Source organism: Streptomyces sp. JJ38, from assembly GCF_019303475.1.
In the GTDB taxonomy this organism is placed as follows: Bacteria; Actinomycetota; Actinomycetes; order Streptomycetales; family Streptomycetaceae; genus Streptomyces.
On sequence record NZ_JABLSI010000030.1, the window covers coordinates 26,929 to 51,875 of the forward strand.

The 24,947-nt window shown below is 74.8% G+C and carries 19 protein-coding genes; 10 read left to right on the forward strand and 9 right to left on the reverse strand.

Going from position 1 to position 24,947, the window contains the following annotated elements; translation table 11 throughout:
- Nucleotides 1–3 precede the first annotated feature (3 nt).
- From HPT28_RS17315 to HPT28_RS17325, 3 genes are all read right to left on the reverse strand, one after another.
- Entirely contained in the window at nucleotides 4–879 is an 876-nt protein-coding gene (locus HPT28_RS17315; RefSeq protein ID WP_219092013.1) for an alpha/beta fold hydrolase, read from the reverse strand.
- An 82-nt stretch (nucleotides 880–961) separates the two neighbouring features.
- Entirely contained in the window at nucleotides 962–1,810 is an 849-nt protein-coding gene (locus HPT28_RS17320) for an alpha/beta fold hydrolase (RefSeq protein WP_219092014.1), read from the reverse strand.
- 135 nt (nucleotides 1,811–1,945) lie between these two features.
- Nucleotides 1,946–3,538, reverse strand: coding sequence for a DEAD/DEAH box helicase (locus HPT28_RS17325; protein WP_219092015.1), 1,593 nt, complete (start codon nucleotides 3,536–3,538; stop codon nucleotides 1,946–1,948).
- Nucleotides 3,539–3,957: 419 nt separating this feature from the next.
- On the opposite strand from HPT28_RS17325, the gene HPT28_RS17330 reads away from it, so the two are divergent.
- On the forward strand, nucleotides 3,958–4,695 hold the full coding sequence (locus HPT28_RS17330; protein WP_219092016.1) for a ferritin-like fold-containing protein: 738 nt from the start codon (nucleotides 3,958–3,960) through the stop codon (nucleotides 4,693–4,695).
- Nucleotides 4,696–4,936: 241 nt separating this feature from the next.
- Here HPT28_RS17330 and HPT28_RS17335 read toward each other — a convergent pair whose 3' ends face one another.
- The 4 genes from HPT28_RS17335 to HPT28_RS17350 all read right to left on the reverse strand — a co-directional run bounded on the left by HPT28_RS17335 (nucleotide 4,937) and on the right by HPT28_RS17350 (nucleotide 6,852).
- On the reverse strand, nucleotides 4,937–5,215 hold the full coding sequence (locus tag HPT28_RS17335; protein WP_219092017.1) for a hypothetical protein: 279 nt from the start codon (nucleotides 5,213–5,215) through the stop codon (nucleotides 4,937–4,939).
- A gap of 161 nt (nucleotides 5,216–5,376) precedes the next feature.
- A complete protein-coding gene (locus HPT28_RS17340; RefSeq protein WP_219092018.1) occupies nucleotides 5,377–5,604 on the reverse strand; it encodes a DUF3107 domain-containing protein in 228 nt (75 codons plus the stop codon).
- A gap of 185 nt (nucleotides 5,605–5,789) precedes the next feature.
- A complete protein-coding gene (locus tag HPT28_RS17345; RefSeq protein ID WP_219092019.1) occupies nucleotides 5,790–6,416 on the reverse strand; it encodes a TetR/AcrR family transcriptional regulator in 627 nt (208 codons plus the stop codon).
- Nucleotides 6,417–6,603: 187 nt separating this feature from the next.
- Nucleotides 6,604–6,852, reverse strand: a complete 249-nt coding sequence (locus HPT28_RS17350; protein WP_219092020.1) for a hypothetical protein — start codon at nucleotides 6,850–6,852, stop codon at nucleotides 6,604–6,606.
- Between the two features lie 147 nt (nucleotides 6,853–6,999).
- Between HPT28_RS17350 and HPT28_RS17355 the strand changes: the two genes are divergently transcribed.
- The 7 genes from HPT28_RS17355 (at nucleotide 7,000) to moeZ (ending at nucleotide 15,861) form a co-directional block, all read left to right on the forward strand.
- The gene (locus HPT28_RS17355; RefSeq protein WP_219092021.1) at nucleotides 7,000–8,031 is read left to right on the forward strand and encodes an alpha/beta fold hydrolase; all 1,032 of its coding nucleotides are present in this window, start codon (nucleotides 7,000–7,002) and stop codon (nucleotides 8,029–8,031) included.
- A 403-nt stretch (nucleotides 8,032–8,434) separates the two neighbouring features.
- Nucleotides 8,435–9,454, forward strand: coding sequence for a DUF3152 domain-containing protein (locus HPT28_RS27645; protein WP_219092022.1), 1,020 nt, complete (start codon nucleotides 8,435–8,437; stop codon nucleotides 9,452–9,454).
- 181 nt (nucleotides 9,455–9,635) lie between these two features.
- The gene (locus HPT28_RS17365; protein ID WP_219092023.1) at nucleotides 9,636–11,504 is read left to right on the forward strand and encodes a DUF3492 domain-containing protein; all 1,869 of its coding nucleotides are present in this window, start codon (nucleotides 9,636–9,638) and stop codon (nucleotides 11,502–11,504) included.
- Complete coding sequence (locus tag HPT28_RS17370; RefSeq protein WP_219092024.1) at nucleotides 11,501–12,853, forward strand: hypothetical protein; 1,353 nt, start codon at nucleotides 11,501–11,503, stop codon at nucleotides 12,851–12,853. The genes HPT28_RS17365 and HPT28_RS17370 overlap by 4 nt, the downstream gene beginning before the upstream one ends.
- Before the next feature lie 49 nt (nucleotides 12,854–12,902).
- Nucleotides 12,903–13,820, forward strand: coding sequence for an NAD(P)-dependent oxidoreductase (locus HPT28_RS17375; protein ID WP_219092025.1), 918 nt, complete (start codon nucleotides 12,903–12,905; stop codon nucleotides 13,818–13,820).
- A complete protein-coding gene (locus tag HPT28_RS17380; protein ID WP_308119327.1) occupies nucleotides 13,808–14,617 on the forward strand; it encodes a spherulation-specific family 4 protein in 810 nt (269 codons plus the stop codon). The genes HPT28_RS17375 and HPT28_RS17380 overlap by 13 nt, the downstream gene beginning before the upstream one ends.
- Nucleotides 14,618–14,682: 65 nt before the next feature.
- Entirely contained in the window at nucleotides 14,683–15,861 is a 1,179-nt protein-coding gene (moeZ, locus tag HPT28_RS17385) for an adenylyltransferase/sulfurtransferase MoeZ (RefSeq protein ID WP_219092026.1), read from the forward strand.
- Between the two features lie 126 nt (nucleotides 15,862–15,987).
- Here moeZ and HPT28_RS17390 read toward each other — a convergent pair whose 3' ends face one another.
- Together HPT28_RS17390 and HPT28_RS17395 are read right to left on the reverse strand one after the other, a co-directional pair.
- Entirely contained in the window at nucleotides 15,988–17,619 is a 1,632-nt protein-coding gene (locus HPT28_RS17390) for an alpha/beta hydrolase (RefSeq protein ID WP_219092027.1), read from the reverse strand.
- A gap of 105 nt (nucleotides 17,620–17,724) precedes the next feature.
- On the reverse strand, nucleotides 17,725–20,643 hold the full coding sequence (locus HPT28_RS17395; protein WP_308119328.1) for a lysylphosphatidylglycerol synthase transmembrane domain-containing protein: 2,919 nt from the start codon (nucleotides 20,641–20,643) through the stop codon (nucleotides 17,725–17,727).
- Nucleotides 20,644–20,768: 125 nt separating this feature from the next.
- On the opposite strand from HPT28_RS17395, the gene HPT28_RS17400 reads away from it, so the two are divergent.
- Both HPT28_RS17400 and HPT28_RS17405 read left to right on the forward strand, forming a co-directional pair.
- The gene (locus tag HPT28_RS17400; RefSeq protein WP_257578798.1) at nucleotides 20,769–21,350 is read left to right on the forward strand and encodes an MGMT family protein; all 582 of its coding nucleotides are present in this window, start codon (nucleotides 20,769–20,771) and stop codon (nucleotides 21,348–21,350) included.
- 215 nt (nucleotides 21,351–21,565) lie between these two features.
- The gene (locus tag HPT28_RS17405; protein ID WP_219092044.1) at nucleotides 21,566–24,874 is read left to right on the forward strand and encodes an ATP-dependent DNA helicase; all 3,309 of its coding nucleotides are present in this window, start codon (nucleotides 21,566–21,568) and stop codon (nucleotides 24,872–24,874) included.
- Nucleotides 24,875–24,947 lie beyond the last annotated feature (73 nt).

Consider the following 24,947-nt stretch of genomic DNA (forward strand, 5'->3'; position numbering starts at 1 on the left):
GGCTCATGGTCCTGCGGGGCGGCCCGGCCCACCACCCGGGCGGGAGCGGGCCCCCGCCTCCCGCGCGGCGTGGGAGGCGGTGACCCGCTCGGCGAACTCGGCGACGTCCCGCGCCGCGCGCTCCGGGCTGTCCCAGTACACGACGTGCCCGGCCCCCTCGTACACGACCAGCCGGGCGTCCGGCACCGCGTCGACGATCGACTCCTGGTCCGCGCGGCTGAGGACGGTGTCGCGGTCCCCCCACACCACCAGCGTCGGCACCCGGACGTGCGGGAGCGTCGCCCGCAGGTCCGTGTCCAGCAGCCCGCGCAGGGTGTCCCGCCACACCCGGGCGGGGGCCTTGAGGTTCTCCCGCACCACGGTCCGCAGGAAGGCGGGGTCGAGGGGCGCCGCGGTCAATCCGCTGGCGAACCGCTCGACGAAGTCCGGGGCGATCGGGTCCCGCAGCTCCGCCACCGTCGCCCACAGCTCCTCGGCCCCCGGTTTGTCCGCGAGAGCGGCCGGGACGCCGAGCAGCACCAGCCCGGTCACCCGGTGGGGGAGCCGCGCCGCCGCCATCCGGGCCTGGACGCCGCCGCTGGAGCCGCCGACGAGCACGGCGTGCTCGAGCTCCAGGCGGTCCAGGAAGGCGGAGAGGTCCGCCGCGAAGTCCCGGGGTAGGTAGCCACCGGGCGGCTTGCCGGCGTCACCGTGGCCGCGCTGCGTGGGCGCGAACGCGTGCAGCGAGAGGGGAAGGCGGTGCAGCAGCGGCTCGAACGCCCGCCACGAGTCCACGTAGCCGTGCACGAGGACGACGGGTATCCCGTCGCGTCGCCCCCGCTCGGCGTACGGGAGGGTCAGACCCCCGGGGAGCGTCACGGTGCGCACGGTCACGGACATGGTCGTCCTCGCACTCACCAGCGTAGTGAGGTCCGGGTTCGGCGGCGCCTCGGCCGGGGGTGCGAAGACCGTCAGCGGGGCGTCAGTGGGCCGCCCAGAACCTCACGAGGGCGGCGGCCGTCTCCGTGGGCCGGTCGGCGTTGGGGGAGTGGTCGGCGCCGTCGATGACGGTGTGCGGGGCGTCGAGCCGACGGGCCATCTCGGCCATCAGCGGGACCGGCCAGGCGTAGTCGGTGGCGCCGGACACGACGTGCCGGGGCAGCGGGACGGCCGCCAGCTCCGCGACGCGGTCGGGCTCGCCGGTCAGGATGCGGCCGGTGGCGACGAGCTGGGCGGGGACGGTGGTGAGCCAGCGGTCGCGCAGGAACTCCTCCACCTCAGGCGGGGTGGCGGCGTCGGCGGCCTCCGGTGGGTCCAGGGCGCGCATGTGTTCCCAGACCTCCGCCATCGTGAACGTCCGCAGCGCCTCGGTCAGCATCCTGATCCGGTCCTGCTGGAGGGGCGAGGTGGCCTCGGGGCCGCTGCTCATGAGCGTGAGCGAGCGGAAGGGCGCGGCGTCGCGCAGCACGGCGGCCCGGGCGATGAGGCCGCCGAGCGAGTGGCCGAGGAGATGCAGGGGGCCGGCGCCGAGCGCCTCGGTCTGGGCCAGGACGTCCGCGGCCAGCTCCGACAGGGTGTAGGCGTCCTCGTCGTCCGGGCCGTCGGACTCGTACTGGCCCCGGCCGTCCACCGCGACGACCCGGAAGCCGGCGTCGGCGAGTGGGCCGAGCAGCGCGACGAAGTCCTCCTTGCTCCCGGTGAAGCCGGGCAGCAGCAGGGCGGTACCCAGCCGGGGCGTCCCCGCGTCGTGGACGGCGAACGCGCCCCGGGAGGTGTGGAGCCGGTACGCGCGGCCTCCGGGCGGCAGCTTCAGGAACGGCGGCTTGCTCATGCGCCGACGCTAGCGTCCGCCGTGGTGGACGCGGCGACCGGGGCAGACGACAGGAGCCGCGGACCGCGACAGCGGAGCCGGTGCTCCGGTGCCGTGGTCCGCGGCTCCTGGGGAGCGGGGGCGGACCCCCGCGCGTCACTCCGCCTTCGACTCCGCCGCGGACGAGCGCGTGCGACGGCGACGACGGCGCGGCTTGCGGGCCGCCGTGCCCTCCGTGGCGGCGGGAGCCGCCGCGTCACCCGACTCGGGCTTCCCGGCGGCCGAACCGGCGGCGGAGCCGGAGGTCGCGTCCGCGGTGGAGCCCTCCACGGAGACACCGCCGCGGGTGCGGCGACGGGTGCGGGTGCGGGTCCGGCGCGGGCGCTCCTCCGTGGGCGCGGCGGCCTTCGCCCCGCGACCGCGGCGTCCGCCCGGCTCGCCCAGGTCCTCGACCTCCTCGGCGGCCAGCCCGGCGCGCGTGCGCTCGGCCCGCGGCAGGACGCCCTTCGTGCCCTCCGGGATGCCCAGCGACTCGTAGAGGTGCGGCGACGTGGAGTACGTCTCCTGCGGGTCCGGGAAGCTCAGCTCCAGCGCCTTGTTGATCAGCTGCCAGCGCGGGATGTCGTCCCAGTCGACGAGGGTGACGGCCGTGCCGGAGGCGCCCGCGCGGCCGGTGCGGCCGATGCGGTGCAGGTAGGTCTTCTCGTCCTCGGGCGTCTGGTAGTTGATGACGTGCGTCACACCCTCGACATCGATGCCGCGCGCGGCCACGTCGGTGCAGACGAGCACGTCCACCTTGCCGTTGCGGAAGGCGCGCAGCGCCTGCTCGCGGGCGCCCTGGCCGAGGTCGCCGTGGACGGCTCCGGCGGCGAAGCCGCGGCGGGTGAGCTGCTCGGAGACGTCGGCCGCGGTGCGCTTCGTCCGGGTGAAGATCATCGCCAGCCCGCGGCCCTCGGCCTGGAGGATGCGGGCCACCATCTCCACCTTGTCCATGGAGTGGGCCCGGAAGACGTGCTGCGTGGTGTTCGCCACGGTGGCGCCCTCGTCGTCCGGCGCGGTGGCGCGGATGTGCGTGGGCTGCGACATGTAGCGGCGGGCCAGCGAGATGACCTGCCCCGGCATCGTGGCGGAGAAGAGCATGGTCTGCCGCTTCACCGGGAGCTGCTGGATGATCTTCTCGACGTCGGGCAGGAAGCCCAGGTCCAGCATCTCGTCGGCCTCGTCCAGGACGAGGGCCCGCACCTGCTTCAGGTCGAGCTTGCGCTGCCCGGCCAGGTCCAGCAGCCGGCCGGGGGTGCCGACCACGATGTCGACGCCCTTGCGCAGGGCCTCGACCTGAGGCTCGTAGGCCCGGCCGCCGTAGATGGACAGGACGCGCACGTTGCGCACCTTGCCGGCGGTGAGCAGGTCGTTGGTCACCTGCTGGCAGAGCTCGCGGGTCGGGACGACCACGAGCGCCTGCGGCGCGTCGGTGAGCTGCTCGGCCGTGGCCCGGCCCGCCTCGACGTCGGCGGGGACGGTGACGGTCTCCAGGAGCGGCAGACCGAAGCCCAGGGTCTTGCCGGTGCCGGTCTTGGCCTGGCCGATGACGTCACCGCCGGAGAGGGCGACGGGAAGGGTCATCTCCTGGATGGGGAAGGGATTGACGATGCCGACGGCCTCCAGGGCCTCGGCCGTCTCGGCCAGGATGCCGAGTTCGCGGAAAGTCGTGGTGGACAGGGTGTGCCTCTTCCATGAGACGCGACACAAGGCGGCGAGGCGGGTCGTACCGCGTGCACGTCGTTGATCGCGCGCGGCGCGGGACCACGAGCTCTCGCTCAAGCGCTCGTCTCGCGCGAGCGGTCCCTCACTGTGCGGAGGGCGGTCTGGTCGGAGCCGATCGTGCTACCGACCGGGCATCCGCTTTCCGGGAGCTTCCCGGATCATGCGTTGTTCACACATAAACGTTCACACGAGCTCTCACACGGACCGTCTCACAGGCCGTGGCCCACCGTCGGGCACGTGTGCGCTCATGCATGCGCCCGTCGAATACTCGGCGGGCTCCGTATCACTGTACAGCCAAACCGCGCATCCGCACCGGCCCGATCTCCGGGGACGGTCGTCCGGACCTCGGACGCGATGTGCCCTGGCCGCCTGCGCAGCAGGTCGGGAGGGCTATTGTGCCCCGCATGGGAACGTCTGAGACCTCTGCCACCTCTCCGCAACCCGAGACCGGTATCGCCGCGCAGGACTGGGCGCAGGCATCCGCCGATCCCCAGTACCGGGCGGCCGTCGTCGACCTGCTGGGGGCGCTGGCCTACGGCGAGCTGGCCGCCTTCGAGCGGCTCGCCGAGGACGCCAAGCTGGCTCCGACCCTTGAGGACAAAGGCAGGCTGGCCGCCATGGCCGCGGCCGAGTTCCACCACTTCGACACCCTGCGCGAGCGGCTGACCCACATCGACGCGGACCCGACGGAGGCCATGGCGCCGTTCGTCTCCTCCCTGGACGAGTTCCACCGCCTCACCGCGCCCTCGGACTGGCTGGAGGGCCTCATCAAGGCGTACGTCGGAGACTCGATCGCCTCCGACTTCTACCGGGAGGTCGCCGTCCGGCTGGACTCCGACACCCGGGCCCTCGTCCTCGGAGTGCTGGACGACACGGGCCACTCCAGCTTCGCCGTGGAGCGGGTGCGAGCCGCCATCGAGGCCGACCAGCGGGTGAGCGGCCGGCTGGCCCTGTGGGCGCGGCGGCTGATGGGCGAGGCGCTCTCGCAGGCCCAGCGGGTCGTGGCCGAGCGCGACTCGCTCTCGACCATGCTGGTCGGCGGGGTCGCCGAGGGCTTCGACCTGGCGGAGGTGGGCCGGATGTTCTCCCGGATCACGGAGGCGCACACGAAGCGGATGGCCGCTCTCGGCCTGGCCGCCTAGGGCCTTTCCGGCCGGTCAGCCGCACGCGCGGCCGGGGGTGGCCGGGGCTGTGGCCGGCTCTCGCCGCCGTGGTTCCGTGCCGTCGCGGCCGGACTCTCGCCTCTTCCGTGTGGCCGCTGGCAGGTTCCCCGGTGCCGTGCGCGGCCGCCGCTTTCGTCCGGCCGCCGGGGCGAGTCCGACCACGCACCAGGGCCCGGCCGCACGGCCCCCCGGCGTCGTTCGGTGTGCCCCGGCGGACCCCTTAGCGGTGGTGGCCCCAGGAGGGCCGGGAGTAGGCGCGGCGGCGGCCGTCGAGCAGCAGGGACACCAGCGCCGAGGCGACCGCGACCGCCAGCAGGAGCGAGACGCCCAGATGGCCCGGGCCGAGGACGGCGCGGGTGACGAGGCCGCCCAGGGCGGCGGCGATCGTGCCGGTCGCCAGGACGAGCGGTGGGTTCCCGAACCGGCTGGGGAACGACCACAGAGCCGCACAGGCGACGGCGAGACCGAGTAGAGCGGAGCCGAGCGCTTCCCCGAGCATGAGTACCTCCGAGCCGGTGGCGAACGGGACCGTCCGCTTCCTACCCGGGAGGCGGCACACGTCAAACGGCGGCCGGGAGGAACTCCCCCGACCGCCGCCGTATGCGTCCTACCCCGTGGGCGCCGTGCTCGGGGTTCACCCGAACGGCGCTCCGCGGTGGCTCAGACGGCGCCGAAGCCCACGCGACGGGCCGACGGGTCACCGATGTCCACGTACGCGAGCCGGTCGGACGGCACCAGCACCTTGCGGCCGTGCTCGTCCTCCAGGCTCAGCAGCCCCGACTTGCCGGCCAGCGCGTCCGCCACGGTGCTCTCGATCTCCTCCGCGCTCTGCCGGCTCTCCAGGGTGATCTCGCGAGGCGTGTGCAGCACGCCGATCCTGACCTCCACGCTATGTCCCTTCGACCCTTCCGACACGCTCACTGACTGCGCGGTCGACCGCGCACTGTGTCCTCACCCTAGCCCGGCCGGAGTGCCCCCATCCGCCCGCCCGCCACGCCCGTGGCGAACACGCGGGCCGCGTGGCGGGCGCGGGCGCGGCGCCCCCGACTCCGGGGGAGTGGCGTACCGGCTCGTCAGTCGTGCAGCGGGAAGCCGGCGATCCCGCGCCAGGCGAGGGAGGAGATCAGGGAGGCGGCCGCGTCCTTGGGGATGGGCTGGCCCGCTCCCAGCCAGTAGCGCGCGGTGATCTGGGCCAGGCCGCACAGCCCGACGGCCAGCAGCATCGACTGCTCCTGCGGCTGCTTGGTGTCCTCGGCGATGACGGCGCTGACCGCCTCCGCGCACTCCAGGCTCACCTTGTCCACCCGCTCACGGACAGCCGGCTCGTTCGTCAGATCCGACTCGAAGACGAGCCGGAAGGCGCCGCCCTCGTTCTCCACGAACCGGAAGTAGGCGTCCATCGTGGCCGCCACGCGCTGCTTGTTGTCGGTCGTCGTCTCCAGAGCCGTGCGCACGGCCTGGAGGAGCGCCTCGCAGTGCTGGTCGAGCAGGGCCATGTAGAGGTCGAGCTTCCCCGGGAAGTGCTGGTAGAGCACCGGCTTGCTGACGCCTGCCCGGTCGGCGATGTCGTCCATCGCCGCCGCGTGGTAGCCCTGGGCTACGAAGACCTCCTGCGCGGCTCCCAGCAACTGGTTGCGCCGCGCCCGCCGCGGCAGGCGCGTGCCCCGCGGACGTGCCTCGGTCTGCTCGATGGCTGTCACGCCGCCTCCCTGGTTCGTTCCGGGCGCGAAGGTGCGCCGCACCCGTCATCGTACTTTCGGGTAACCGGTACCCGCGCGCTCCGGCCGCAGTTTTTCACTTTCCGGACAGCGTGACGCCCGGCTCGTGGCGTTCTGTCCGGGCCCGGTGCCGGGTGTGCGGCGGGTATGCCGGACGCACCTCCGGTCGTCACCGGTACTCGTCCTCGTTCATCTCCACGACGCGCGCCTGGTCCGCCGCGTCGGCGGGGTCGACATCGTCCCGGGTCGGGCCGGGCAGGGCCTCCTCCTGCGGCTCCACGAGCTCGGTGTGCTGTTCCGCCACGTCGGCCTCGGGGGCCTCCGGCGTCTCTGTTCCCGGTTCCTCGGCGGCGGGGCGCCGCTTGTCGTCGTTCACGATCTCCTCGAAGGTGTCCGGATCGGTCTGATCTCCTGGCATGACGGGCATAACGCCACCCCTTACCCAGACGCCCGCCTCCTCACACGAGCCTATGGGCCGCCGCATCGGCGCGCGAGGTGGTGTGTGACCCCGAACACGCGAGCGCTCCCGTGATCGCCCGCGTGATCAAGCCGTAACATGCCAGGCATGGCTTCTACCGACCCTCCCCACGTGCGGACCGCAGCACAGCGCCGTGGGCCGTCGGAATCCGCGCCCGCGGCCGGTGGCAGCCCCCTGCTGCACCCCCCGCGCACGGTGTCCCTGCCCGGTCTCACCCTGGCCGTCCGCGACATGCCGGGGCGGGTGCCGGACGGTGCGCCGCCCGCGCTCTTCGTCCACGGCCTGGGCGGCTCCTCGCTGAACTGGACGGCCCTGATGGAGGAGCTGTCGGACGCGGTGGACGGCGAGGCGCTCGACCTCCCGGGCTTCGGCTGGTCGCCTCCCCCCGAGGACGGGCGGTACACGGTCGCCGCGCACGCCCGTGCCGTCATCCGGCACCTCGACTCCGCCCGGCGCGGTCCGGTGCACCTCTTCGGCAACTCCCTCGGCGGTGCCGTCACCACCCGGGTAGCCGCCGCCCGGCCCGACCTCGTGCGCACCCTGACGCTCGTCTCCCCGGCCCTGCCGGAACTGCTCCCGCAGCGCACCGCGCTGCCCACGGCCCTGCTCGCGGTTCCCGGCGTCGTCCAGGCGTACCGCAGGCTGGCCCGGGGTATGACGGGGGAGCAGCACACCCGCGCACTGCTGAAGCTCTGCTACGGCGACCCGAGCCGGGTCACGGAGGAGAGCCTGGCCGAGGCGGCTCTCGAATTCGAGCGGCGGCTGCGGCTGCCGCACTTCTGGGATAGCCTCGCCCGATCCGCGCGCGGGGTCGTCGACGCCTACACGCTCGGCGGGCAGCACTCGTTGTGGCGGCAGGCCGAACGCGTCCTCGCGCCGACACTGCTGATCTACGGCCGTCGTGACCAGCTCGTCTCCTACCGCATGTCGCGCAGGGCGAGCCGAGCCTTCCGCGACTCCCGGCTGGTGACCCTGCCCGAGGCCGGGCACGTGGCCATGATGGAGTATCCGCGGGAGGTGGCGGCGGCCTTCCGCCGGCTGCTGGCCGAGAGCGGGGAGCGCGCGCGGAGCGCCGGCGGAGACGCCGGGGAGAACGCAGTCGAGCCGAACGGGAGCTGAGGGGAACGTGGGACGTCACAGCCGACCCCGACGTGCCCCGCTCGGCGGGGCGACGTCCACCCCGCCGCCCGCCCGGCCGGACGTCCCGCAGCCGCGCTCCTCCGCCGACCAGCTTCCGACCGGTGCCGAGGGCCGGCCGTCTCAGGGCGGAGCCGACGGCCCGCCGCCGGGTTCCGTCCAGGGTCCGCCGCCGGGCCGTGCCGAGGGCCCGGCGCCCGCTCGTGGGCAGGGTCGGCCGCGCGGTCCCGTCCAGGGGGCACGCCCCGTTCCCGGGCAGGGGCAGCCCGCGCGGCCCGGCCAGGACCCGCGCCCGCGGCCCGGTCACGGCCAGCCCCCGCCGCCCGGTCACGGTCGGCCGCCGGGGTACGGCCAGGGGACGCCGAGGCCCGGACCTCCGGGCCCCGTGTCACCGGCGGCCGTACCGCGGCCCCGCACCCCCGACGCGCCCAACGGGCCGCACCCCGAGTACCTGAGCGCCTTCGACGGCCCGTCGGACCCGCCGGTCCCGCCGCCCGGGGGAACGCCTCAGGCGGCGCCGGACTCCGGCCCGGACGGAGGTGACGTCCCCGGCGACCGGGCTCCCGAGGCCGGGCCGGGCGGGGGACCGGGCGGGCGGCTGCGCCTCTTCACCGGGCTCTGCGCGGCGGCCGTCACCGCCGGACTGACGCTGCTGGTCGTCGGCCAGGGCGCCACGGTCGGCGGTGGCACCGAGGACCTGGCCGGGGCCGGCGAACAGCCCGGCGGCGAAGCCCCGTCCGGGGAGGAGCCGCCCGCGTCGGAGCTGTCGGAGAGTCCGCCGGACTCCGAGGAGCCGGAACCGACCTACGCGGAGTGGCTGGCGGCCGCCCAGGACGTCGACCCGGATCTGGACGGGCCCGGAACCTTCACCGTCGTCCCCGGCCGGCAGGGCGGAGGGGGCGAGGGCGCCACCCGCCTGACCTACCGGGTCGAGGTCGAGGACGAGGTCGGCGTGGACGCCGCGAAGTTCGCGCGGGCCGTCCACACCACCCTGAGTGACGAACGCAGTTGGAGTCACGACAACGCCTACAGCTTCGAGCGGGTCGACTCCGGGCCCGCCGACTTCGTGCTGACGCTGGCCAGCCCGGTGACGACGGCGGAGTGGTGCGCCAAGTCCGGCCTGGACACGACGGTCGACAACGTCTCGTGCGACTCGGCGGCGACGGAGCGCATCATGATCAACGCCTACCGCTGGGGCCACGGCTCCCCGACGTTCGGGCCCGATCTGATCCGCCAGTACCGGGAGATGCTGATCAACCACGAGGTCGGGCACCGCATCGGGCTCGGGCACGAGTTCTGCCCGGAGGACGGCGCGCTCGCCCCGGTCATGATGCAGCAGACGAAGACCCTCACCACGGGCGACCGCACCTGCCGTCCCAACGCCTGGCCGCACCCCGGGGCGTGAGCCGGGCGCCCGCCGGCCGCTCCCGCCCGTGTCCTACCCGAGCGGAACGCCGAAGGGAGCGGAAGGTCACGGTAGTTCACCCCTTCCGGTGGTAGAGCGGACAACCGTCCATCATCCCCCCGTATCCCCCGCATAGCGTCATCCCGTTGCGCCGGAACAGGAGAAGATCGGGGGTGACGCCGTGCGGATCGCACTCCTCACCGAGGGCGGATATCCGTACGTCCGGGGCGAGTCCGTCCACTGGTGCGAACGGCTGGTTCACGGGCTGGCCGGTCACGAGTTCACCGTGTACGCGCTCAGCCGCAGCCGTCGGCAGGCCGAGGGAGAGCGGCTCGCGCTGCCCCCACAGGTGCGCGGTGTGCGCACCGCCCGGCTGTGGGGGCCGCCGGACGGCGGCGGGCCGGGCGAACGCCGTGGCTACGGCCGCCGGGTCCGGGCGCTGTTCGAGGAGCACTTCGCCGAGTTGACGGGCGCGGTCTGCGCCGAGGCGCCACAGGCGGACCGTTTCGCCAACGGGCTCTACGGCCTCGCCGACCTCGCCGGGACCGAACCGGGGCGACTCTCCGCCGCTCTGTGCTCCGAGCGGGCCGTCCGCGTCCTGGAGGCCGCCTGCCGGGCGCCGGAAGCACTGCGGGCCGTCCGCTCGGCGAGCGTCGCCGACCTGCTCGCCGTCATGGAGCGCCTCGAACGTGCCCTGCGACCGCTGTCGTTCGACTGGTACGACGCGCCGGCCGACGGCGGCGAGGGCGACCCCGGCCTGTCCACCGCCGACCTGTGCCACGCCGTCGGCGGCGGTCCCGGCGTGCTGCCCGGACTCCTCGCCCGGCGACGCTTCGGCGTGCCGCTCCTGCTGACCGAGTACGGCGTCCGCGTGCGTGAGCAGTTCCTCGGCGGAGCCGCGCGCGCCGTGGCGCCCGCCGCTGCGGCGGCACCCGTGCGGGCCCTGCTCGCCTCCTTCCAGACCCGGCTGGCGGGCGAGGCCTACCGGTGTGCCGAGATCATCACCCCGGGCAACGCCCACGCCCGGCGTTGGCAGGAGCGCTGCGGCGCCGACCGTGACCGCCAGCGCACCGTCTACCCGGGCATGGACGCCCACCCCTTCGCCGCCGTCGACGAGGACGACGGCGCACCCGACCCGGACCCGACGCTCGTGTGGACCGGGCCCCTCGCACCGGCGAAGGACCTCGTGGCCCTGCTGCACGCGTTCGCGGAGGTCCGCCGCGCCGAACCGCGCGCCCGGCTGCTCCTCGTCGACACCGGCGGGCGGGCCGACGAGGGCTACGCCGCACACTGCCGGGCCCTGGCCGCTCAGCTCTTCCCCGACGAGGCCGCCGACCCGCGCAGCGTCGGCTCGAACCCCGTCACCTTCACGGAGGTGGGCAGCCCCGCCGTGCCCCGGCCGGCCGACGCCTACGCGGGGGCCACCGTCGTCGTCCTGTCCAGCGTGGTCGAGGGCTTCCCGGTCTCGCTCGTCGAGGCGATGTTCAGCGGTCGGGCCACCGTCTCCACGGACGCGGGCGCCGTCTGCGAGGTCATCGGCGGCACCGGTCTCATCGTCCCGCCGCGCAACCCGCGGGCCCTGGCCGAGGCGTGCCTGCAACTCCTGCGCGACCCCGCCCGCCGGGCCCGGCTCGGAGCGGCGGGCCGGGCCCGGGCGCTGGAGCTGTTCACCGTCGAACAGAACCTGCAGGCCTTCCACGGCATGTACCTGGAGCTGATCGCGGGCCGCCGCGCCGGGGAACCGCTCGCCGCCCCCTCGGCCCATCCCTTCGGGCGGACGGCGGAAGGGCAGGTGCCGGGCCGTTGGGCGGCGGGCCGCCGCGCTCCGGCACGTCCCGCGCCCCCGGCCTCCCCGACGTCCCCGACGTCCCCGACGTCCCCGGCCCACGCGCAGGTCCAGTCTCAGGGCCAGGCCCAGGTCCCGAGTTGGGCCCGCGCCGCGGGCGAGCCGGTGCCCGGCCGCGAGCCGGTGCCGGAGCGTGGCCCGGTGCCGGCGTGTACCGCGGTGCCCGTCGTGGCCGGTATCGCCGAGCCGGAGAACGGGGGGTGAGCGCCGTGGAGTACGAGCCGCGTGCCCCCCGCAGCCCCGGAGCCTGGGACGACCGCTCGTCGGCCGCCCTGCGCGGCACCGCGGCCGCCGCGCCGCAGCGGGACAGGAGCAGACCGGCCCCGGCCCGACACGGGCCCGCCGACCCGGTGCGAGCCCTGCTCCACCAGCACCGGAAACTGTGCGAACGGGCCGTCCACCCCCTGGAAATCGCCGCCGCTCTGGAGGCCCACGGCATCAACGACCGCGCGGCCGCCCGCTACCGGCACCGGGACGTCTTCGCGCTCGCGGAGGAGATGTTCGCCCGCGCCCCCGGGGCCGCCGGCCCGGACGGGGACGCGGACGGGGCGGCGGACGGCCGACGTCCTGCCGGTTCCCCGCCCGAGCGGACCCGCGCGGCTGTGCGCGGGCTGCCCTGGCTGCTGCCCGGCCTCCTGGCCGCCCTGGTCCTCACCGTGCCCGTGCCCGCGGCCCCGCGCTGGCTCGTCCTCCTCGCCGGGGCGCTGCTCTGCGCCGGTGCCCTGCGGCTGTGCCTGCGCCGCGTGCCGCTCGGGGCGCCCACCGTGCTGACCGGCTGCTGGCTCACCGGCTACGCCCTCTTCGGCGACGGGCTCCTGCGCGCCCTCCTCGAACCCGGCACCAGGCCGGGGCCGGCCCCGGCCTGGGTCGCGCTGTCCCTGGCCTGCGCCGTCGCCCCGGCGGCCGGGTGCGCCCAGCGGTTCGCCTCCTCGGCCCGGCGCCGGCTCGCCGCCAGCCGCAGCCTGGGCGACTTCGCGGCCCGCGTCCGCCCCGCCCTGGCCGCCTCCGTCGCCCTGTGCGCCCTCGCCCTCCTCGCCGTCCAGGCCGGAGCGCGGTCCGCCCTCACCGGCGTCCCCGTCGGCCCGGGCGCGCTGGACGCGCGGGTCGCGGCCGTCACCGCGCTCGGGCTGCTCTTCCTCGCCGTGCTGCTGCTGGCCGCGCACGGTTTCCCGCGCGTCGCCGCCCTGGGGCTCGGCGCCGCCTGCGCCGTCGAGTGCCTGACCCTCGGCATCGCCGCCGCAGCCCGACTGCCCGGGCTCGACGCGATGGCGGCACCGCTGCGGTGGGTCGTCGCAGGGCCCGGGCCCGCCACGGTCCCGGCGCTCGCCTGCGCCCTGGCCTGCCTGGCCCTGCTCGGCTATGCCGCCACCGCCCTGACCGGCGCCTCCGCTCACCGACCCGCCTCGGCGGGGGGCGCGCCCGGGTTCGTCGTCCCCGGGCCACCGGGCCACGCGCGGCCCGCCGCCGGCCGGATGCCGTCTCCGGGCCACCATCCGTCTGCTCCCGCCCACCACCCGCTCACCACCAGCACCAGCAAGGAGCCCAACCGATGACCGTGTCGTACGCCGCCGGCGTCTTCCGCCTCCCGGGGGAGGAAGCACGATGAGGGTGCTGCTGCTCGGGGCCAACGGCTTCCTCGGCCGTTTCGTGGCCGACCGACTCCTCGCCGACCCGGCCGTGCAGCTCACGGCGCTCGGCCGCCGGGACGACTCCGACGTCCGCTTCGACCTGTCCAACGGCAGCCCGGGCGCGCTCACCCGCTTCCTGGACGCCGTCCACCCCGGCGTCGTCATCAACTGCGCCGGAGCCATCCGGGGCACCGCCCGCGACCTGCTGCGCCACAACACCGTCGGCACCGCCACCGTGTGCGAGGCGCTGCGGCGCAGCGGCTGCACCGCCCGGCTGGTGCACGTGGGCTGTGCCGCCGAGTACGGGCCGTCCCCGTCCGGCTCGTCCACGGCCGAGGACGCCGTGCCGCGGCCGGGCGGCCACTACGGCGTCAGCAAGCTCGCCGCGACGGAACTGGTCCTCGGCTCGGGCCTGGACGCCATCGTGCTGCGCGTCTTCTCCCCGGCCGGACCGGGCACCCCGGCGGGCTCGCCGCTCGGCCGCCTGGCCGAGGCGATGCGCCGGGCCATGCAGCACGGCGACCACGAGTTCAAGCTGGCGGGGCTCGGCGTCCAGCGGGATTTCGTGGACGTCCGGGACGTCGCCCGGGCCGTGCACGCGGCCTCGCTGTCGGCCGCCCAGGGCATCGTCAACATCGGTACCGGGCGGGCGGTACGGCTGCGGGAGGCCGCCGGGACGCTCGTGCGGGTGGCCGGGTACACCGGCTCCGTCCTGGAGCTGGACGAGCCGCACCTGGGTCCCGGGCACGCGCAGCCCCCCTACCCCGACGGCTGCGGCGCGTGGCAGCAGGCCGACGTGCGCACCGCGCGGGACCGGCTCGGCTGGCGTCCCCGCATCGGGCTGGAGGAGTCGCTGGCCGACATCTGGATGGAGGCGGCGTGTCGGATCTGAGACCGGTCCCGGCGCCCCCGGGCCGCTGTGCGGGCCGGCTCGGCGTCGGGGTGCCGGGGTACGCGCACCCGATGGTCGCCCCGGTGGAGTGGGCGGAGTTGGCCCGGCCGGGCGCGCCGGTGCACTGGGCGGTCCTCAAGGTGCCGGTGACCGGCGGTGCCGGGGCGCGTCCCGACCCGTACTGCCTGACGGCGGCGGCGCGGCTGCGCTCGGCCGGGGTGCCGCTCCTGGGCCATCTCGACTTCCGGCGCGGCAGCCGTCCGGGCGCGGAGTTGCTGACGGAGGCGGGCCGGTTCCTGGACTGGTACGGGGTCGGCGGCTTCTACGTCGACCGCGCCCCGGCCGCCCTCGCCGCGCTCCCGGCGACCGCCGCCGCCGTCGGCGCGCTGCGCTCGGTCGCCGCCGAGCACGGCCACCCGCCGCTCCACGTGGTGCTGGGCACGGACGCCTATCCGCACCCTGGCTATCTGGACCTCGTCGAGCAGCTCGTCGCCTTCCGGGGGTCCTGGGCCGAATACCGCTGGTCCGAGGCGGCGGCGTGGACGGCGGACCACCCGCCGTCGCGCTTCTGCCATCTCGTCCACGGGGTGCCGCGCGGGCATCTGGAGGAGGCGCTGCGGATCGCGCGCTGGCAGGGCGCCGGGACCGTCTACGTGACGGACGCCACGGATCGGCCACGGCGTCCGATTCCCGGCGTATCGTCCGGATCCAGGAGCTCCGGCACTGACCCGTTCGAGACGCTGCCCGGCTACTGGGACGAAATCATCTCGCGGACCGGAACAGCCATCTCGGAATGAGATCGCGCGTGGCAGTGTTACGGACAGAACAACCGTACGTTCCGACCACCCAAGCTGAGGTCTCCGTGTCGCTGCCACCGCTGGTCGAGCCGGCTGCCGAGCTCACCGTCGACGAGGTCCGCCGGTACTCCCGCCATCTGATCATCCCGGACGTCGGGATGGAGGGGCAGAAGCGGCTGAAGAACGCCAAGGTGCTGTGCGTGGGCGCCGGCGGTCTCGGCTCGCCCGCCCTGATGTACCTCGCCGCCGCGGGCGTGGGCACGCTGGGCATCGTGGAGTTCGACGAGGTCGACGAGTCGAACCTCCAGCGCCAGATCATCCACAGCCAGGCCGACATCGGCCGCTCCAAGGCCGAGTCCGCCAAGGACACGGTGCTCGGGATCAACCCCCACGTGCAGGTCAACCTGCACAAGGAGCGGCTCGACTCGACGAACGTCATGGAGCTGTTCGCCCAGTACGACCTGATCGTCGACGGCACCGACAACTTCGCCACCCGCTACCTGGTCAACGACGCCTGCGTGCTGCTGAACAAGCCGTACGTGTGGGGCTCGATCTACCGCTTCGACGGCCAGGCGTCGGTGTTCTGGAGCGAGCACGGCCCGTGCTACCGCTGCCTCTACCCCGAGCCCCCGCCGCCGGGCATGGTCCCCTCCTGCGCCGAGGGCGGCGTGCTGGGCGTGCTGTGCGCCTCCATCGGTTCGATCCAGGTCAACGAGGCCATCAAGCTGCTCGCCGGCATCGGCGACCCGCTGGTCGGTCGGCTGATGATCTATGACGCCCTGGAGATGACCTACCGCCAGGTCAAGGTTCGCAAGGACCCGGACTGCGCGGTGTGCGGTGAGAACCCGACCGTCACCGAGCTGATCGACTACGAGGCGTTCTGCGGTGTCGTCTCCGACGAGGCCCAGGAGGCCGCGGCCGGTTCGACGATCACGCCGAAGCAGCTCAAGGCCTGGATCGACGAGGGCGAGAGCATCGACATCATCGACGTGCGCGAGCCGAACGAGTACGAGATCGTCTCGATCCCGGGCGCCCGGCTCGTCCCGAAGAACGACTTCCTCATGGGCAACGCCCTCCAGGACCTTCCGCAGGACAAGAAGATCGTCTTGCACTGCAAGACGGGTGTCCGGTCCGCGGAAGTCCTCGCGGTGCTGAAGAACGCCGGGTTCTCCGACGCCGTCCACGTCGGCAGCGGCGTCATCGGCTGGGTGAACCAGATCGAGCCGGAGAAGCCCGTCTACTGAGCACGGCGCTTGGCGGAACGCGCCCGTGCCGGACCGATCCGGCCCGGGCGCGCCCGTCCGTGCGGCCCCGTCCGTTCCGCCCCGCCCGGTGGCCGCCGGGCGGGGCGCGGGGCCCTCACGCCGCGCCTACTCCCCGCCGCACTCGGCGCCGTCCTCCGGCACCTTGCCCTCCAGCAGGTACTCGTTCACCCGCCGCTGCACACACGGGTCGCCGCTGTTGTAGGCGCCGTGCCCCTCGCCCCGGTAGGTCAGCACGACCGCGTCCCCGCCCAGCTGGTCGGCCATCCGCGCCGCGCCCTCGTACGGGGTCGCCGGGTCACCGGTGATGCCGACCAGCACGATGGGAGCCGCGTCCGGGGCGCTCACCGTCGGGTGCTCCCACGCGCCGTCCACCGGCCACTCGTGGCAGGAGACCAGCCCCCAGGCCGAGTAGGCACCGAACACCGGTGAGGCCTCCGTGAACTCCGGCAGCCGTTCGCGCACGTCCTCCAGGGTGTAGCGCGGCTTGGTGTCGGCGCAGCTGATGGCCGTCAGCGCCGCCTGGCTGTTGTCGTACGTGCCGTCCTCGCGGCGGCCGTTCAGCAGATCGCTCAGCCGCAGCAGCAGGGTTCCGTCGCCGTCGTTGAGCGCGTCCTCCAGCCCTTCGGTCAGGACGGGCCAGAACTCCTGCGAATACAGGGAGAGTGCGATCCCCGCCGAGGCGAGGGAGCTGTTCAGCGCGCGCCCGTCGGGGTCGTTGGTCGGCAACGGGTCCTTCTCCAGCTGGTCCAGCAGGTCCACGATCTCCTGCTCGCCCTGGGCGGGCGTCTCCCCGACCGGACACTCGCCGGTCTGGTCGCAGGCCTTGAGATAGTTGGTCAGGGCCAGCTGGAAGCCCTTCGTCTGGTTCAGCGCGGACTCGGCCGGGTCCAGCGTCGGGTCCACGACGGAGTCGAAGACGGCACGGCCCACGTTCCGCGGGTACAGGTGCGCGTAGACGCCGCCCAGCTCGGTGCCGTAGGAGATGCCGAAGTAGTACAGCCGGTCGTCCCCGAGGACCTGCCGCATCAGATCCAGGTCGCGGGCGGTGTCCGTCGTGCGCAGGTGGTCCAGGATCGGCCCGGAGTTCTTCTCGCAGGCTCGCGCGTAGTCCGCCTGCTGGTCGAGGTACGTCTCCTCCTCGGACGGGCCGGTGGGGAGCGTGGCCTCCTGGTGGTAGGCGTCCAGCTCCGCGTCCGACAGGCAGCGCACGCCGGCGGTGCGGGCGACGCCGCGCGGGTCGAAGCTCACCAGGTCGTAGCGCTCGTGGAGCCGTGCGAACTCCGCTCCGGAGACGGGCAGCGTGACCACGCCGGAGCCGCCCGGGCCTCCGAAGTTGAAGATCAGCGAGCCGATCCGGTCCTCACCCTCGGCCGCGGCGGCGGCCCGGACCAGGGCGACCTCGATCGTCTCCCCGTCGGGGTCGTCGTAGTCCAGCGGCGCCTTCATCGAAGCGCACCGCCACTCCGTGCCGTCGGGCAGCGGCTCGGGCTCCCGCGGTTCCGCACCGCCGCCGTACGCCGGGGCGGGCGGGCACGCCCGCCAGTCCAGATGCTGCCCGGTCAGGGAGGACGGCAGCTCCGGAGCCGGCGGCGGACTCGGCGACTGCCCGGCGGCCTGCGGCGTCGAACGCCCGTCGGGCGCCCCGGAGCCGCCCCCGCAGCCGGACGTGCCGGCCAGGCCGGCGGTGAGGAGGATGGCGGCGGCGACGGTCGATCCCCGGCGGACGCGTGCTGTCATGGCGGCTCCCTCGGTCGGGGATGCCATCGTCAGCGCGTCACCGCAGCTCCCGCCTGCTGTACGGGACCGTCCGGGTGAGCGGACGCGCCGCCGTACCCGGGGACGTCACAGCGCCTTGCGGGCCGTCAACCGGGTGAACGCCAGCCAGCCGGGCAGGACGGGCAGCCAGAACGTGAGCAGCCGGAAGAGGAGCACGGCGGAGATCGCCGTCCCCTCGCCCAGGCCGCCGAGCGTGGTGAGGCCGAAGATGAGCGCGCCCTCCACGGCCCCCAGACCGCCGGGGGTGGGGGCGGCCGAGCCGAGTGCGTTCCCCGCGAGGAACACCACGGCGACCATCGCGAAGCTCACCTCGCCGCCGAAGGCCCGCACCGAGGCGTCCAGGCACAGCACGAAGGCCACGGTCAGCAGGAGCATGCCGCCGATGCCGCTGGCCAGCTTCGTGGGCCGCTGGACGACGTCGAGCATGCGCGGCACCACGCCCGCGAACAGCACCCGCAGCCGGGTGACGACGAAGCGGCGCAGCGGCGGGATCGCCGAGACGACAAGCACCAGCACCGCCGCCGTCAGCAGACCGGCGATCACCGTGCGGGACGGCGGGATGGACGGCGCCTGCTCCTTGCCGGTGATGTAGCCGAAGCTCAGCAGCAGGAGGACGTGCACGCTGAGCGCGAACAGCTGCGACGCGCCGACGCTCGCCACCGCGTAGCCGGGGCGCACGCCCGCCCGCTGGAGGAAGCGAGTGTTGAGCGCGACACCGCCGATCGCCGCGGGCGCCACCAGCTTCACGAACGAGCCCGCGACCTGCGCGGCGACCGTGCGCGGGAACGGCACCTTCTCCGGTACGAAGCCGAGCAGGCTCAGCGCCGCGCCCACATAGCTCATGGCCGAGGCGGCGACGGCGAACGCCACCCAGCCCCAGTGAGCGTCGGAGACCAGATCGGTGAAGCTGCCGTGGGTGAGCTGCGTGAGCAGGAAGTAGGCCGCCAGCGCGCCCGCGATGAAGCTCACCAGGGTGCGGGGCCGGATGCGTTCGAGCTGGACGGGGACCACCGGGGCCTGCGGCCTTATGAGCAGGACCTCCTGCCGGATCTGGGAGAGGAGGTCCTCCTCCCGGGTCTCCTCCACCGCCCGGTCGACGGCTTCCGCCTCCGCTCGATCGTGCTCGGCGGCCTCCGAACGGGCCGCCTCCTCGGGCAGCTGCGGCTCGCCCGAGTCCTTCGACCGCGCCTCCCGGGCCTCGCGGTGCGCCTTCGCGACCTCCAGCACCCGCTCCCGCTCCCGCTCGGCCCGCTCCTTGGCGAGCCTGCGCAGGGTGTGCCGGGTGCTGCGGCTTAGGGCGAGCGGCTGGAGCAGCGGCAGGCTGTCGGCCACCGTGTCCGGCCCGAGGACGTTCACGGCGGCGCGGACGGCCCGCTGGGCCCCCACCCGCAGGCCGAAGGTGGTCAGCAGCTGGGACACGTCCATGCGGAGGCTGATGTCGCCCGCGGCGATCTCGCCGACCCGCAGGTCGGTCAGGAAGACGGCGCCGGAACGATCCACCAGCAGGGCGTCCCCGCTGAGCCGGCGGTGGGCGATGCGCCGGGACTGCAGCGCCCGCACCTGCCGCCAGGACGCCTCCATGAGGGTGTCGGTGACCTCGTCGTCCGGCAGCGCGTCGAGTGGACGGCCGCCGATGTGCTCGTAGACGAGCATGACGGCGTCCGGGCCCAGCTCCGAGGTCGCGATGAGCTTCGGCGCGTTGGCCCCGGCCGCGATCGCGGCGTACGCCAGCAGCGCCTCCTGCTCCAGAGCCTGCCGCAGCGACTGCAGGCTGCGGCGCTGGCCGATGCCGCGCAGGACCAGCCGCCGCCAGGCCCGGTAGAAGTAGCCGTGAGCCTGCTGCTCGCGATCCACGATGGTGACGTCGAGGGGCGGGCCCTCCTCCATCGTGACGACGTAGCGGCGGCCCCGGTCGTGGTCGCCGTACCCGTCCTCCGCGCGCAGCGCCGTGACCGGGCTGAAGCCGACCCGCCGCAGCCCCGCCAGCAGGTTCTGCCCGGTCGGACGCACGTTGGGGGAGCCGACGGCGTACACGGTGCCGTAGGCCACGCTCCAGCCGATCAGTACCGTCAGCACGATCGCCATCGACGTGGTGTAGCCGCTGATCAGCACGGACAGCGCGTCGGCCAGTAGCACCACCCACAGCAGCACCCGCCAGCGCGGCCTGCGGGCCATCCCGACCGCCGTCATGTAGGCGATGACCGGCCCCAGGTAGTTGTGCACCGGATCGGTCATCCCGCCGCCGGGCGCGGGCTTGGTGAAGGCCTCCTGGATCGGGAGGGGCGCCGCCTCGGCGATCCACAGCGCGGCGGTGAGCGAGACCCCGTGCGCGAGCACGGCGGCCAGCACACCGTCGGCGATCCGCAGCCCGTCGCGTTTGATCAGCCGTTCGATGGCGAAGGCCACCGGAACGATCAGCACCGCGATGCTGGAGACCACGCCCAGGATGCTGATGACCAGGGGGGGAGCCTGGCCCGCACCCTTGTCGATGTCCTGCTCGATCCCCGCCGTCGTCGCATGTGCGAAGTAGGCGATGGCCAGGACGACGGCGATGCCCACCGTGCCGAGCAGCAGCCGCATCAGGTCGGAGGGGCGGTGCACCCGCGCCGACAACAGCGGTTCGTCGCTCTCGAGCCGGTCGGAGCCGTCACCCTCGGGGTGCGGGGGCCAGCCCGCCGCCCGGCGCAGCAGATGCCGCAGCCCGGCCGCGGGGCCGGACTGCATCGCCCGGGCGGTGCCGTTGACGTGGCCGGTGCTGGTGCCGGTGCCGGTGCCGGTGCTGGTTTCGGTGCTGCTCGTGCTGCCGGTGCCGGTCGTGCGGGTCGTGGGGAGGGCGGGTTTCCGCCGCGGGGCGGGGGCTTCGGCCACGTCGTCCCGCGCGGGGGCCGCCGGCGGGTGTGCGACGTCAGCCCGGCCGCCCTCCTTCTCCGTGGAGGGCCCACCCGGCTGCTGCTGCTCCGACTGCTGGTCTCTGTCCCGTATCACGCGTCACCGCCCGGATGATGGTGGCATGCGCGGGCCTCGGCCGCGTGCATCAGGGCGCAGGTGCGGGCAGACCTGTGAGCTTCCCGACATCCGGGACCCGGGGAGTGTCCGAGGCGTACGGCACCATGACCCCCATGGGAGAGCTGCCTGAATACGCGGAACGGGTGCTGGAGGTCGCCGAGCTGATCCCGCCCGGGCGCGTCCTGACCTACGGGGACGTGGCGCGGTGGCTGCGCGAGGAGGACGCCGAGCTGGACGCCGAGGAGCCGGGCGCGGCGCGTGCCCGCCCGGCGGCCGAGCCGTGGGGCGGCGGCGCGGACCCCGGCTTCCGGGGCCCCGCGATATCCCGCCCCGCCCGTTCCCGGGGTACCGGCGGGCCCCGCCAGGTCGGCCGCGTGATGGCCCTGTACGGCGGCGGCGTCCCGTGGTGGCGTGTCGTGCGAGCGGACGGCGCCCTGCTGCCGGGCCACGAGCAGCGCGCCCTCGCGCACTACAGGGCGGAGGGAACGCCGCTGCGGGAGCCCGCCACCGGCGGGCCGCCCCGGCTGGACCTCTCCCGTGCCCGCTGGGACGGCTCGGGGGGCGACGGCCCGGGAGCCGACGCCGGGCACGGCACCGCACGCGGCACCGGGCACGGCAGCGCGGGCGTCCATCCGGAGGACTCCGGGGCGCCAGCGCGCGTCCCCCATCCGGGCGCTTCCCGCTAGCGGGGCGCTGCGGGCGCCGTACCAAGCCGTTCCGCGGTTGCGGTGCTCCAGGCCGTTCACACTTACCAGCTTCCGTCATCGTTCGCCGTCTCCAGAGGCGAGCGCGCCGTCCGGGGTACCGCTGAGACGCCCTGCGGCCCGGCAGGCCCGTCGCGTACCGTCTGCACCACCCAGCACAGACCCCAGGACCGGCGATCCACGTGAGTTCCCCCCAGATGTCCGATGGCTACCGGTTGGTGCGCACGCCGCCGGATCGGGCGAGTCTCCCTGCCTTGGACGCAGGGCAGCGGGCTGTGGTTGACCATGTCCGGGGCCCCCTGCTCGTCCTCGCCGGGCCTGGCACCGGTAAGACGACGACGCTGGTCGAGGCCGTCGCCGAGAGGGTGCGCCGGGGCGCGGACCCGGAGCGCGTCCTCGTCGTGACCTTCAGCCGTAAGGCGGCCGTCGAGCTGCGGGACCGCATGGCCGCCAGAATGGGCGGGGCCGCCCCCCAGGCGACCACGTTCCACTCGTACTGCTACGCACTCGTGCGCGCCCACCAGGATGCCGAACTCTTCGCCCGGCCCATCCGGCTGCTCTCCGGTCCCGAACAGGACCTTCACATCCGTGACCTCCTGCGGGGACATGCGGAAGGCGCCGCTCCGAACCTCGACTGGCCCCACGAGCTGCGCGCCTGTCTCACCACCCGCGGCTTCGCCGACGAACTGCGCGCCGTGCTCGCCCGCACCCGGGAGCTCGGGCTCGCCCCCGAGGAGCTGGCCTCCTTCGCCGCCCGCACCGGGCGCCCCGACTGGTCGGCCGCCGCCGCGTTCCTCGCCGAGTACCTCGACGTCCTGGACCTCCAGGGCGTGCTCGACTACGCCGAGCTCGTCCACCGCGCCGTCCTCCTCGCCGAGCGCCCCGGGCCCGAGGGCGCCGCCGAGTTCCTGGCCGGGGCCTACGACGCCGTCTACATCGACGAGTACCAGGACACCGACCCGGCCCAGGTGCGCCTCCTGCGGGCCCTCGCCGGGCCGCCCGCCGCCCGGCGGACCATGGTGGCCTTCGGCGACCCCGACCAGTCCATCTACGCCTTCCGGGGCGCCGACGTGAACGGCATCCTCGACTTCCCCGAGATCTTCCCGGGCGCGCGCACCGCCGTCCTGCGCGCCAACCGCCGCTCCGGCGCCGCCCTGCTCACCGCCACCCGCCTGCTCACCCGCCGGATGCCGCTGCCCAAGCTGCCCGCGGACGCCGTCCGGGCCCACCGCGAACCGACGGCCGAGCGCCCCGGAGGGCGCGTCGAGGCGTACACGTATCCCACGGCCGGGGCCGAGACCGACAACATCGCCGACCTGCTGCGCCGCGCCCATCTGGAGGACGGCGTGCCCTGGACGGAGATGGCGGTCCTCGTCCGCGCGGGCGCCTCGCTGCCCGTGCTGCGCCGGGCCCTCACCTCGGCCGGGGTCCCCGTCGACGTCTCCGGCGACGACCTGCCGCTGCGCCGCGAACCGGCCGTCACGCCCCTGCTCACCGCCCTGCGCGCGGTCGCGGGCAGCGCGGCCGAGGCGCCCGCGGAGGACGCCTCGGACGCCTCGGACGCCTCGGACGCCTCGGACGCCGGCCCCGAAGGCGCCGGGGAGTCCGGGGCGGATGGCGCCGGGGAGTCCGTAGCCCCCGCCTGGCTGGACACCGAGACCGCCCTGACCCTCCTCGCCTCCCCGCTCGGCGGCCTGGACAGCGCCGACCTGCGCCGCCTCGGCCGAGCCCTGCGCGAGGAGGAGCGTGCCGCGGGACATGCCGTCCCCCGCTCCTCCGACGAACTCCTCGCCCTGGCCCTCGCCGAACCCGAACGCCTCGTCGCCCACGACCCCGCCTACGCGTCCGGCGCCCAGAACCTCGGCCTGCTGCTCCGCAAGGCGCGTGAACTGCTGGCCGGAGGCGGCACCGCCGAAGAAGCCCTCTGGGAGCTCTGGAACGGCACCACCTGGCCCGCACGGCTCGAACGCGCCGCCCGCCGCGGCGGTGCCGCGGGCCGCAACGCCGACCGCGACCTCGACGCCGTGTGCGCCCTCTTCGCAGCCGCCGCCCGTGCCGAGGAGCGCACCGGCGGCCGCGGCGCGCTCAACTTCCTCGCCGAGCTGGACGCCCAGGACATCGCCGCCGACACGCTCGCCCGGCGGGCTGCCCGCCCCGAGGCCGTCAGCCTCATGACCGCCCACCGCAGCAAGGGGCTGGAGTGGCGGCTCGTCGTCGTCGCCGGTGTCCAGGAAGGGCTCTGGCCCGACCTGCGCCGGCGCGGCTCCCTCCTGGAGGCCGACCGCATCGGCCGGGACGGCCTCGCCGAACCCCTCCCGCCCGGCGCCCTCCTGGCCGAGGAGAGGCGGCTCTTCTACGTCGCCGCGACCCGGGCGAAGGACCGCCTCGTCGTCACCGCCGTCAAGGGCGCCACCGACGAGGCCGACCAGCCCTCCCGGCTTCTCGCCGAACTGGGCGTCGAACCGCGCGACGTCGGCGGACGGCCACCGCGCCCGCTGTCCGTGGCCGGACTCGTCGCGGAACTGCGCGCCACCACCGTCGACCCCGCCGCGAGCCCCGCCCTGCGCGAGGCGGCCGCCCGGCGGCTCGCCCGGCTGGCAGCCCTCCGCGACGACGACGGCCACGCCCTGGTTCCGGCGGCCCACCCCCAGCGCTGGTGGGGCCTGGCCGAACCCACCCGCTCCGCCGTGCCGCTGCGCGATCCGGAACTGCCCGTCGCCCTGTCCGGCAGCGCGCTCGGCCAGCTCACCTCGCAGTGCTCCCTCCAGTGGTTCCTGGGCCGGGAGGTGAAGGCCGACGCCCCGCCCTCCACCGCCCAGGGCTTCGGGAACGTGCTGCACGTCCTGGCCGACGAGGTCGCCTCCGGCACCACGCCGGCGGACCTGGGCGTGCTGCTCGAACGCCTCGACTCCGTCTGGGACGCCCTCGCCTTCGAGGCGCCCTGGAAGTCCCGCCAGGAGAAGGAGAACGCCCGGGCGGCCCTAGAACGCTTCCTTCGCTGGCACGTGCTGGACCGCTCCGGCCGCCGGACCATCGGCACCGAACACCCGTTCGACGTGACCCTCACCGCCGGGGAGGTCCGGGTCCGGGTCCGGGGGAGTGTCGACCGGCTGGAGCAGGACGCCGAAGGCCGCGTCTACGTCGTCGACTTCAAGACCGGCCAGGCCAAGCCCACGGCCGCCGACGTCGAGCGGCATCCCCAGCTCGCCGTCTACCAGCTCGCCGTCCGGGAGGGCGACCCGGCGCTGGAGGCGGGCGGCGCCGAACTCGTCCACCTCCGCCTCCCCGCGGCCAAGCGGGACGGCGGCGACGCGCTCCCGGCCGTCCAGCGCCAGGAGCCCCTGCCCCCACGGCCGGAGGGCGAGTGGGTCGGCGAGCTCCTCGCCACCGCCGCCGGTCGCGTCCTCGACGAGCGCTTCACGCCCAACCCCGGCCGCCAGTGCGCCAACTGCTCCTTCCGCTCCTCCTGCAGCGCCCGCCCCGAGGGCCGCCACGTCGTGGAGTGAGGCCGGGCGGTGGCCCGCCCGCCGGGCGGCCACCTCGCTGTGATGGGATACCGCTTCGCGCCGTCCAGGCGCG

Coding starts and splice junctions, on each gene's coding strand:
- HPT28_RS17390 (WP_219092027.1), bottom strand. CDS start 17,619: ATGACAGCACGCGTCCGCCGGGGATCGACCGTCGCCGCCGCCATCCTC.
- HPT28_RS17315 (WP_219092013.1), bottom strand. CDS start 879: ATGTCCGTGACCGTGCGCACCGTGACGCTCCCCGGGGGTCTGACCCTC.
- HPT28_RS17330 (WP_219092016.1), top strand. CDS start 3,958: ATGGGAACGTCTGAGACCTCTGCCACCTCTCCGCAACCCGAGACCGGT.
- HPT28_RS17355 (WP_219092021.1), top strand. CDS start 7,000: ATGGCTTCTACCGACCCTCCCCACGTGCGGACCGCAGCACAGCGCCGT.
- HPT28_RS17400 (WP_257578798.1), top strand. CDS start 20,769: ATGACCCCCATGGGAGAGCTGCCTGAATACGCGGAACGGGTGCTGGAG.
- HPT28_RS17405 (WP_219092044.1), top strand. CDS start 21,566: ATGTCCGATGGCTACCGGTTGGTGCGCACGCCGCCGGATCGGGCGAGT.
- HPT28_RS17320 (WP_219092014.1), bottom strand. CDS start 1,810: ATGAGCAAGCCGCCGTTCCTGAAGCTGCCGCCCGGAGGCCGCGCGTAC.
- HPT28_RS17375 (WP_219092025.1), top strand. CDS start 12,903: ATGAGGGTGCTGCTGCTCGGGGCCAACGGCTTCCTCGGCCGTTTCGTG.
- HPT28_RS17350 (WP_219092020.1), bottom strand. CDS start 6,852: ATGCCAGGAGATCAGACCGATCCGGACACCTTCGAGGAGATCGTGAAC.
- HPT28_RS17335 (WP_219092017.1), bottom strand. CDS start 5,215: ATGCTCGGGGAAGCGCTCGGCTCCGCTCTACTCGGTCTCGCCGTCGCC.